The organism is Clostridium gallinarum (assembly GCF_014836325.1).
GTDB lineage: Bacteria > Bacillota > Clostridia > Clostridiales > Clostridiaceae > Clostridium > Clostridium gallinarum.
This window is the reverse complement of sequence record NZ_JACSQZ010000038.1, coordinates 1-10,862: the sequence shown is the minus strand read 5'-3', so window position 1 is coordinate 10,862 and position 10,862 is coordinate 1. Positions and strand designations below refer to the sequence as shown.

The 10,862-nt window shown below is 25.6% G+C and carries 9 protein-coding genes; all 9 read left to right on the top strand.

Features of this window, described 5'->3' with window-relative positions; all coding sequences use genetic code 11:
• Positions 1-158: 158 nt before the first annotated feature.
• The 9 genes from H9660_RS10700 to H9660_RS10660 all read left to right on the top strand — a co-directional run bounded on the left by H9660_RS10700 (position 159) and on the right by H9660_RS10660 (position 10,602).
• The gene (locus H9660_RS10700; protein ID WP_191750373.1) at positions 159-3,380 is read left to right on the top strand and encodes a ligand-binding sensor domain-containing protein; all 3,222 of its coding nucleotides are present in this window, start codon (positions 159-161) and stop codon (positions 3,378-3,380) included.
• Positions 3,381-3,533: 153 nt separating this feature from the next.
• Positions 3,534-4,379 (top strand): BglG family transcription antiterminator LicT, encoded by an 846-nt coding sequence (licT, locus tag H9660_RS10695; protein WP_191750372.1) that lies wholly within the window; start codon positions 3,534-3,536, stop codon positions 4,377-4,379.
• Positions 4,380-4,586: 207 nt separating this feature from the next.
• Entirely contained in the window at positions 4,587-6,635 is a 2,049-nt protein-coding gene (gene ptsG / locus H9660_RS10690) for a glucose-specific PTS transporter subunit IIBC (RefSeq protein ID WP_191750371.1), read from the top strand.
• 36 nt (positions 6,636-6,671) lie between these two features.
• Entirely contained in the window at positions 6,672-7,343 is a 672-nt protein-coding gene (gene trhA, locus H9660_RS10685; RefSeq protein WP_423739007.1) for a PAQR family membrane homeostasis protein TrhA, read from the top strand.
• Positions 7,344-7,511: 168 nt separating this feature from the next.
• Complete coding sequence (locus tag H9660_RS10680; protein ID WP_191750370.1) at positions 7,512-7,694, top strand: alpha/beta-type small acid-soluble spore protein; 183 nt, start codon at positions 7,512-7,514, stop codon at positions 7,692-7,694.
• Positions 7,695-7,994: 300 nt separating this feature from the next.
• Positions 7,995-8,360, top strand: a complete 366-nt coding sequence (locus H9660_RS10675) for a GntR family transcriptional regulator (RefSeq protein WP_191750369.1) — start codon at positions 7,995-7,997, stop codon at positions 8,358-8,360.
• 1 nt (position 8,361) lies between these two features.
• Positions 8,362-9,060, top strand: a complete 699-nt coding sequence (locus tag H9660_RS10670) for an ABC transporter ATP-binding protein (RefSeq protein ID WP_191750368.1) — start codon at positions 8,362-8,364, stop codon at positions 9,058-9,060.
• Positions 9,061-9,073: 13 nt separating this feature from the next.
• Positions 9,074-9,772 carry a hypothetical protein gene (locus H9660_RS10665; RefSeq protein ID WP_191750367.1) on the top strand — a complete coding sequence of 233 codons (699 nt, stop codon included), beginning with the start codon at positions 9,074-9,076 and terminating at the stop codon, positions 9,770-9,772.
• A gap of 11 nt (positions 9,773-9,783) precedes the next feature.
• Positions 9,784-10,602 carry a DUF4097 family beta strand repeat-containing protein gene (locus H9660_RS10660; RefSeq protein WP_191750366.1) on the top strand — a complete coding sequence of 273 codons (819 nt, stop codon included), beginning with the start codon at positions 9,784-9,786 and terminating at the stop codon, positions 10,600-10,602.
• The last annotated feature ends 260 nt before the right edge of the window (positions 10,603-10,862 follow it).

Genomic DNA, 10,862 nt, shown 5'->3' with positions numbered 1-10,862 from the left:
AAAAGGTTAAAAACAATAGTTTTTAACCTTTTTTTTGTTTTATTATTTAGAAAATTATATATATGGACAAATTGTAGATAAATAAATATGCGAAATATTATATAATTTGGTATAATTTTATATATTAATTAAATAATTTTACATAAGAGGGTATATGTATGAAAAAAATAATGAAGAAAACAGCAATATTAATAGTAGGAATTATTTTTTCGATAAATACAATTTTCATTACAGCTTATGCTAAGGAGAATGAAAGAATAGTTAATTTTAAAAGAATAACTATAGAGGATGGTTTATCTCAAACAACAGCACAGTATATATTTCAAGATAGTTCTGGATATATGTGGATTGGAACATCTGATGGATTAAACAGATATGATGGATATGAATTTCAAGTTTATAGATATAAGGAAGATGATAAAAAATCATTAAGTGGTAACTATATTTCAGCTATAAACGAAGATGATAATGGGAATATATGGATAGGAACTTCCAGAGGATTAAATAAAATGGATAAAGAAACTAAAGAGATAAAAAGCTATTTTCCAGGAAGTGATAACTGTAATTTATCTGATTATAATATAACTGAAATGTTATTAGATAGTAGTGGGGAAATATATATAGCAACAACAGACGGGCTTAATTTATATGATGAAGAAAGTGATAATTTTATTAGAGTATATGGAGAGAATGATAGGGAAAATAAATTAACTAGTCAATTTATATATGCTATAGCAGAAGATAAAGATAAAAACCTTTGGATTGGAACAAGAGATGGATTAAATAAGGTAGATAGAAAAACAAATAAAATTACAAACTATTATGCTGATGGATTAACTAATTCTATTACTGAGAATTTTATATATAGTTTATATGTTGATGATTCAAATAACTTATGGATAGGAACTTATAGTGGTGGGTTAAATAAATTAAATATCAATACAGGTGAAATGGAATATTATTTGCATGATTCAAAGGATAAGAATTCTATAGTAAGTAATTCAATAAGAGATATATTAGTTGATAGTCACGGAATTACATGGATTGCTACAAGTGAGGGATTAAGTAGGTTAAATAATAATGAAGATAAATTTATAAACTATAAATCTAAAATATATGATTTACAAAGTATAGTTAGTAATAATATTTTAAATTTATATGAAGATAATTCTGGATCAATTTGGATAGGGACCTATGATGGTATAAGTATAGCAAATTTAGAAAATGCTTTTGTAAACTATAAAAAAGATCCATTTGATAATAATTCTTTAAGTGATAACATGTTAGCTGGAGTATATAAGGATAATGATGGGCTTTTATGGGTTGGGACTGTTTATAATGGTTTAAATGTTATGGATAGAGAAAAAAATATTATTACAAAATATAAAGCAACAGATGATGATAATTCACTAAGTGATGATAATATTAGGGCTATAACAGGAATTGATAATGAAATTTGGATTGCAACAGAAAATGGTTTAACAAAATATGATAAAAAAGAAGAGAAATTCACAAAGTATTTCCGCGGAAATGATAATACTTTAGTATGTAATGATATTAGAAGTCTATTTATAGATAGTGATGGAGTTTTATGGATAGGAACTGTCGATGGAGTATATACATTTGATAGAAAAGATAAAGTTAAATCATATAAAGAGTTATTTAAGGAAAATGGAATAACTGAAACTATGTTTTCAGAAGTTATAGAAGATAAGGACGGGATAATCTGGATAGGTTCTTCTTTAGATGGTGGTTTAATTAAGTTAAATAAAGAAACTAATGAAATAAAAGTTTATAGAAATGATTCAAATGATCCTAATAGTATAAGTTTTAATATAGTTTCAAGCTTAGCTGTAGATGATAATAATAATATATGGGTTGGAACTCAATATGGATTAAATAAATTTAATAGAGAAAATGAAAATTTTACAAGATATACAGAGGAAAATGGGTTATCTAATAATTTTATTTATGGAATACTAGTATCTGATAATGATTTATGGATAAGTACTAATTATGGAATATCTAAATATGATGTGGAAAAAAATAAATTTGTAAATTATGATGTAACTGATGGATTACAAGGAAATGAATTTAATGGTTTTTCATATTATAAAGCTAAAGATGGAGAGCTATTTTTTGGTGGAATAAATGGCTTAACAGCATTTTATCCAGAAGAATTAAAGGAAAAAAACTTTTTGCCTAATGTAGTAATAGGAAGTATTTATATTAACGATACAAAAATATTAAATTTTGATGATATAAGTGTAGATTATAAAAATAATAATATAAATTTAAAATTCTTTTTACCTGACTATGGTAATATGAAAAAGATTCAATATCAGTATAAATTAGTTGGATTAAATGATAATTGGGTTTTCTCAGATATTAGAAATTATGTGAATTATACAAATTTAGATGCGGGAAAATATACTTTCATGGTAAGAGCTAGAAACTCAACTGGAGAATGGAGTGAAGTTACAAGTATAAATTTTACTATAGGTAAAAAACCTTGGGAAACTCCTTTTGCATATATGATATATGCAACAATAATATGTTTAATTATTTATATAATTTGGAACAGAGTTAAAATATTAGATAGTCTAGTAGAGCAAAGAACTATTGAATTAAATAAGAAATTAAAAGAAAATGAAGATTTGTATAATAAACTAATTCAAAATGAAAAATATAAAAATAATTATTTTATAAATCTATCTCATGAACTTAGAACTCCTTTAAATGTAATTATTTCTGTAGAACAATTAATATCTAAGCTTAATAAAGATAATAAAAGAATAGCTACTGAAAAATTAGAATATTATATGGATACTTTAAGAAGAAATTCTGATAGATTATTAAATTTAATTAATAATATAATTGATACATCTAAAATAGAATCTGGATCATATAAGCTAAATATTAAAGAGCATGATATAGTATTTTTAGTAGAAGAAATAGCTTTATCAATGAAAGAGTACATAGAATCTAATGGCTTAGAGCTAATAATAGATCCAGAAATTGAAGAAAAGATTATAGAATGTGATAAGGTAGAAATTGAAAAGTGTGTAGTAAATTTAATAGCTAATGCTGTAAAGTTTACTGAAAGTGGAGGAAAAATAGAAGTTTCTATAAAAGATTACAATAAATATATCAGAATTTCAGTAAAGGATACTGGAATAGGTATAGATAAAAAATTCCATGAATCAATATTTGATAGATTTGGTCAAGCTTATAATAGTATATCTGAAGAAAATGGCGGTAGTGGATTAGGGTTAACATTAACAAAACAATTAGTAACTCTGCATAAAGGTAGAATTTCTGTAGAAAGTGAAGTTAATAAAGGAAGTAAATTTATAATAACTTTACCTGTTAAGCAATGATATGGTAGAGTGTTGACAGTATTAATTCACAATGATATTATATATTTAATAAGTATGTGGACGGTAGTAGAATGCAAGAAATACCTAAATTAAAATAGAATATTCTATTTTAATTTAGGTATTTTATTTTCCAAGTGTAAGGAGAATGGTAAGATGATTGTAGAAAAGATATTGAACAATAATGTAGTTGTAGCAATAGATCCTAATACAAAAAAAGAAGTTATTATAATGGGTTCAGGAATTGCCTTTAAAAGGAAGATAGGACAAGAAGTTGAAGAAGATAAAATCGAAAAAATATTTGTGGTAGATGATAAAACCATGGGAAATAAACTTAAAAAATTAATAAATAAAATTCCCAATGGTATTTTTGAAATAGCTCATGAAATAATTACTTATGCAGATAAAAAATTAAATAGGAAATTAGATAAGCAAATATACATATCTTTATCGGATCATATAGCTTTTGCTATAAAAAGATATAAAAATAATGTTCAAATTAAAAATGATTTATTAGATGAAATTAGAAGAATACATAAAGAAGAATTTTCTATAGCTTTGTGGGGAGTAGATTACATAAATAAGAGATTAAAAATAAACTTACCAGAAGATGAAGCTGCATTTATTGCTCTTCACTTAGTTAATGCTAGTTATAGGGAAACTGCAAAAGAGTCTGTTGTGGCAACTAATATAGTAAAGGGAATATTAAATATAATAAGATATTATTATTCTGTAGAATTTAATGAAGATGATTTAAATTATGATAGATTATTGACTCATTTAAAATATTTTGCAAAAAGAGTAGTTACCAATAAACAAAATAAGGATAATAGTAATGAATTTTTAGATATAGCTAAAAAAAGCTATCCAGAAGCCTTTAATTGTGCGGAAAAAATTAAAGAATATATAGAAGAAAACTATGATTATAATGTTAATAAAGATGAGCTAGTTTATCTTACAATGCATATTCATAGAGTTATATCTGTACTTAGAAACAACTAGAATAATTTTGCAAAGCAAAATTATTAATGCATAATGCATAATTGATAATGGATAATTAAGGATGTTTTGCATAGCAAAACTTAATTTATATTGGTGCAAGGCACCTTTTAATCAAAAATCCGAAGGATTTTTTTCCTTAATTTTTCATTCTTAATTTTTAATTTTTCATTATAAAAATGTTAGCATTTTTATACAAGGGGTGTAATAATGAAGGTTAATTATTTTTTGAAAAAGGCATTTGGTGTTTTACAAAGGATAGGAAAATCACTTACTTTGCCAATTGCTTTATTGCCTGTTGCTGGATTATTAATGGGGATTGGAACTTTATTTGAAAATCAGTATATACTAAGTATATTTCCTATATTATCTGGGGAAAAGTTTCAATTAATAGCAAATATTATGTCTTCTTCAGGAAATATAATATTTACTAATTTACCATTAATATTTGCAGTAGGAGTAGCTATAGGAATGACTTCTGGAGATGGAGTAGCAGCTTTAGCAGCAATAGTTGGTTTTCTTATTATGAATACGACTACTGGAATTATAGCAGGTGTAGAAATTATAGAAGCAAATAATAATCCTATGTATACAACAATGCTTGGAATACCTACATTACCAACAGGAGTTTTTGGTGGAATTATTATTGGCTTTATTTCTGCAATAATATACGATAAATTTTATAATATTAAATTGCCTGAATTTTTAGGTTTCTTTTCTGGAAAAAGATTTGTACCAATTGTGGCAGGTATATCCGGTGTTGGAATTGGAGTTATAATGGCAATTATTTGGCCACCTATACAAAACTTTCTATTATATTTTTCAAGAAGTATGTTAGGAACTAATAAAGTTATTTCTGCATTTATATTTGGTTTTACAGAAAGAGCACTTATACCATTTGGATTACATCACATTTGGTATACTCCTTTTTGGTATCAATTTGGAGAATACATAAATTCAGCAGGTCAATTAGTATTAGGAGATCAATCTATATTTTTTGCTCAATTAAAAGATGGAGTAGAATTTACAGCAGGAACATTTATGACTGGAAAGTTTCCACTTATGATGTTTGGGTTACCAGCAGCAGCTCTTGCTATGTATCATGAAGCAAAAGAGGAAAAGAAAAAATTATTGGCTGGAGTATTTCTATCAGCAGCTTTAACTTCCTTTTTAACAGGAATAACTGAACCAATAGAATTTTTATTTTTATTTATAGCTCCAATTTTATTTGTTATACATTGTATTTTTGCTGGAATATCTTTTATGATAATGGAAATTTTGAATGTAAAAATAGGATTAACTTTTTCAGGTGGCTTAATAGATTTTGTTTTATTTGGGGTAATTCCTAATAGAACAAATTGGTGGGATGTTTTTATAGTAGGCGGAATTTTTTCTATAATATACTATTTTGGATTTAGATATTTAATTAGAAAATTTGATTTAAAAACACCAGGGAGAGAAAAAGAAGAAAATGAATTATTTATTGATATATCTGATGAAAATATAGCTTATGAAATTTTAGAGGCTTTTGGAGGACGTAAAAATATTAAAAATTTAGATTCATGTATAACTAGATTAAGGATAACAGTTAATAAGCTGAACTCAGTAGATAAAGTGAAATTAAAAAAATTAGGTGCTGTAGATTTAATGATAATAGGAAATAATATTCAAGCTGTTTTAGGACCCCAATCAGATATAATTAAAGAGCAGATCAAAGATATTATGGCAGGAAAAGAAATATTTACAAAAAGAAAAAAGGTTATAGAAGAAGTAAAGAGTGGCGTTAAAACAGATACCAGTATAGATATTCCTATATCAGGAATTTTAATGAGATTAGAAGAAGTTCCAGATGAAATATTTTCTATGAAATTAATAGGTGATGGTTTTGCTATTAATCCTATAGATAATATTTTGGTGTCTCCTATTAGAGGGATGGTAATTACATTATCTAAAGAAAAGCACTCTATTACAATTAGAAGCTTAGAGGGATACGATATATTAATTCATATTGGAATAGATACTCTTAAATTAAGAGGAGAAGGTTTTAAATCCTTTGTAGAAGAAGGAGATATAGTAAATCAAGGAGATAACTTAATAGAATTTCCATTAGATTATATTAAAGAAAATGCAAAATCACCTATTACTCCTATTATATTTAAAAATTTAAATAAGGATAAATATATATTCTTTGAGAACAACATAATGGTTGAAAAAGGAGAAAAAAATAAGATTGAAATACACGAAGCTAAAAAAGAATAGTATAATTATAGAATAAATATAATTATTAAATAGGAGGTGATTGTTATTAAAAAGGAAAACATAGTTTATAATTTTTACACTAAGGGAGAAGAAATTGCAAATGCTGTAACACATGGAGTAGGAGCAGTTTTATCTATAGTAGGAAGTGTATTTTTAATTTTAGCGGCCTTAAAAACAAATGATAAATATGCTATTACTGGTGTTTGGATTTATTGTGCATGCTTAATTATTTTGTATTTAGGATCTACTTTATATCATAGTATTCCTGGTAGATTAGCTAAAAAAATACTTAGAATACTTGATCATTCATCAATTTATTTATTAATAGCAGGTACCTATACACCTATTATATTGATTTTAATGAATAGTGATAAAAAATCAATGTATATATTAATGGCAATATGGATAATAGCAGCTTTAGGAATAATTTTTAAAGCTTTTTGGATAGGAAAATTTGAGATTTTTTCAGTAATACTATACATTTTAATGGGTTGGGCAATTATAATTAACATAAAAACAGTTCTTTTATTAATACCAGCTAATATTTTAATGTTTGTAGTTCTTGGAGGAATTGCTTATACAGTTGGATGCATATTTTATGCAGCTAATAAAATGCCTTATAACCATTTTATTTGGCATTTATTTGTAATAGCAGGAAGTGCATTACATTATGTAGCAGTACTTTTAGAGATACTTTATATAATTTAAAAATTATTGCTTTTAAATATAAAAATCTTACTAACTTACCCATGAATTACTAGGAATATAAACCTCCTATCGGGTTAAGATAATAGTGTAAACATCAAAGCTTTAAAATAAGAGTGAGTTCTATTTAAAAGCTGTTTACAAAACCAAAAGCCAAAGGAGGAATTTAAAATGGCAAAGACATTAGTTCCAGAAGCAAGAAAGGGATTAAGCGCATTTAAAAATGAAGTTGCAGCAGAGTTAGGAGTTCCATTTAGTGAATACAATGGTAACTTAACATCAAAGCAATGTGGTTCCGTTGGAGGCGAAATGGTAAAAAGAATGGTGGAACAATACGAACATTCAATAAAATAACCACAGGAATAAAAAACTAGGTTAGTATAAAGAGGATGGATATACCACCAAAGAATTTTCTAGTTGCACCATTCTAAAAAGAGAGGCTTTCTTGAAATAAAAATTTAATTTTTATTTCAAGGAGCTTCTTTTTTATTTTGTAGAAAGTTATAAAATTTATAGAAAGAAAGAGAAAGACTAAGAAAAATGAGATTAAACTATAATAAAGGCTAATTTTTAACTTTAAATATAATAGCAAATTACAATGTACTAGTGTACTATGTTATTAATACACTAATACTTTTGGAAGGAGATAATATTATGGAACTTGAATTAAATTCAAAGGAACCTATATATCTTCAAATAATTGCTCATATAAAAAAGAAAATAGTTTCTGGGGAATTAAAAGGGGGAGAAAGAGTTTTGTCTGTAAGAGAGTATGCAAATGAAATAAAAGTAAATCCTAATACAATTCAAAAGGTATATTATGAGCTTGAAAATGAAGGCTTAATATATACACAAAGAGGGATTGGAAAATTTGTAACGGAAAACGAAGATAAAATTAATTCATTAAGACAAGAATTATTTAATGAAACTATAGATAAATTTATAGAAGATTCAATAGCATTAGGATTTACAAAAGATAAAATATTAGCAGTTATAAATGAGAGATATAAGGGGGATTAAAATGAGTAATTTATTAGAAGTAAATAATTTATATAAAAGTATAAAGGGTAAAGAGATTTTAAGAGGGGTTACTTTTAAGCTTGAAAGAGGAAAAGTACTTGGAATAATGGGACCTAATGGACAAGGAAAAACAACTCTTTTAAATACAATAGAAGGCTTTTTGAAAATAGATAGTGGAGAAATAAAATTAGAAGAAAATAATATATCCAATATTACAAAGTCTCAGATATCATATTTGCAAGATATGAATATATTTAATAGATCTATGAAAATTAAAGATGCTATAAATTTATATTCTGATTTTTTCAATGATTTTGATAGAGAAAAAATGAATTATTATTTAGAGTTTATGAATTTAGATAAAAATTTAAAAATAAAAGATCTATCAAAGGGAATGATGGAAAAATTCAATTTATCTTTAACCTTAAGTAGAAAAGCAAAGTTATTTTTACTAGATGAGCCTATATCGGGAGTAGATCCCGCATCAAGAGAAAAGATTTTAGATGCAATATTAGAAAATTTATCAGAAGAAAGTTCAATGATAATAACAACTCATTATATAGGAGAGCTTGAAAGGATATTTGACGAAGTATTATTCTTAGGCGATGGCAAAGTAATAGAGTTTGGAGATGCTGAAGAGTTAAGAGAAAAGCATCAAGCATCTATAGATGCAATATATAGAAAAATATTTGCTGAGTAATAGGAGAGAGGTTATGAGAAATATTATTAATATTTTAAAATATAATTTTGGAAAATATCATACAGGAACAAGTAAAATATTATATCTAATAGGTTTCGCTTTTTTGATTATTAATACTTTTGCAACCTTTACTAATATACAATTGTTAAGTGAGGTTATGTCATTATTAGATATTGCTTTTATAGCTACTTTTTTAGGCTTAAATTTTATTGGCTCAATAATAAGGTTTATTAGACAAATTTCTAAAGAAAAGGGAAAGTTACTATTTACCTTTCCTATTAAGGGATATGAATTTTTAATTGCTAAAATTTTAGAGTTTAGCATAATACAAGGAGCTATAGCAATTGTAGCATATGTATTATCATTACTTTCAGGAAATTCTTTAGTAGACTTAATAAAGTTATCATCTTTTTCAATTATGTATGGTACTATAGTTGCCTATGTAGTAGTAATAGCTTTTATTGTAATAGTTCAATCATATATTAAAAATATAGCATTAAGTATATTAACTATAGTAATTGGAGGTCCTATAATATCTGGGATAGTAGATAAAATAGATAAAGTAATAACTAATTTATTTCCATACTTTTATATAAAGATAGGAAATTTTATAGAAATTGATATAATTTATTTTGTTTTAAGTTTATGTTGGATTATTTTTCTTATATATTTGGCAAGTTATCATTTAGATAAAAAATTGGATATAATTTAGGGGGAATTAAAATGAGGAGATTTTTAGAGGTAATACTAGCTTTAACAATAACAATTATGTTAACAGGATGTGGTATAAAATTTGGGGTTGAAAGTAGAAAAAACGAGTGGTTTGAAAGTTCAAGCAATAACAAATCAAATGATACAAATTATTCTTCAAGTAATATAGATATATCAGAATCGATAGATGGAATTACAAAGTTAGATATAAGTATAGATGCAAGTAATATTGATATAAATTATTATGATGGGGATAATTTAGAGATATCTGGAGTTTTAAGTAAATATTCTAAAGGGGTAAAAACAGAAAAAAGCTCTAATAAATTTATAATAAAAGAAGAAGTAAAGAAAAGTGGTAATATAGCTTCTGATGCTGCTAGTAAAATAGAGATAAGAATTCCAAGAGTTTTTAAGGGGAATTTAGAGATTGACTTTGGATTTGCCGAATGTAAAATTCATGACTTAGAATTAAATGATATAGTAATAAATGGAGGAGTTGGATCATTATCTTTAGATGAAATATCTTTCAATAAATTAGATTTAGAAAGTGGAGTTGGAGAAGTTTCTTTAGAGACTAAAAAGAAAACAGGAAATATTAAAATAGAGGGTGGAGTTGGAGAAACAAATATTTCATTAGGTGATATAAATGGGGATTTAGAATTTCAGGGGGGAATGGGGAGTGCAACTATTAAGGTTCCAGAAAATGCACCAATAGATATAAATACTGATTCAGGTATTGGAAATGTAAAAATAAGAGCTAAAACATCAAATGAAGAAAAATATAAATTTGATATTGAAGTAGGTATTGGATCTGTAGAAATTACTAATTAGTTTTATAGATTTGAATTAAATAAGAAATTATTATCTTTACTTTTAAGCTTTGTTTTAAACTGGTGTTGATAATATATCATAAATTTAAAAGAGTAGTGAAGATTTCACTACTCTTCTTTAGTTCGTAATATGAGTTAGTTTGATTGCGATGTTGAGGGCTAAAAATAGTATATAAAGTAAGTCATTAATATGAGATTAAACTCTAATAAGAATTACTCTATATACCTCAATATTGCAATCATTATATAGAACGAAGTCGC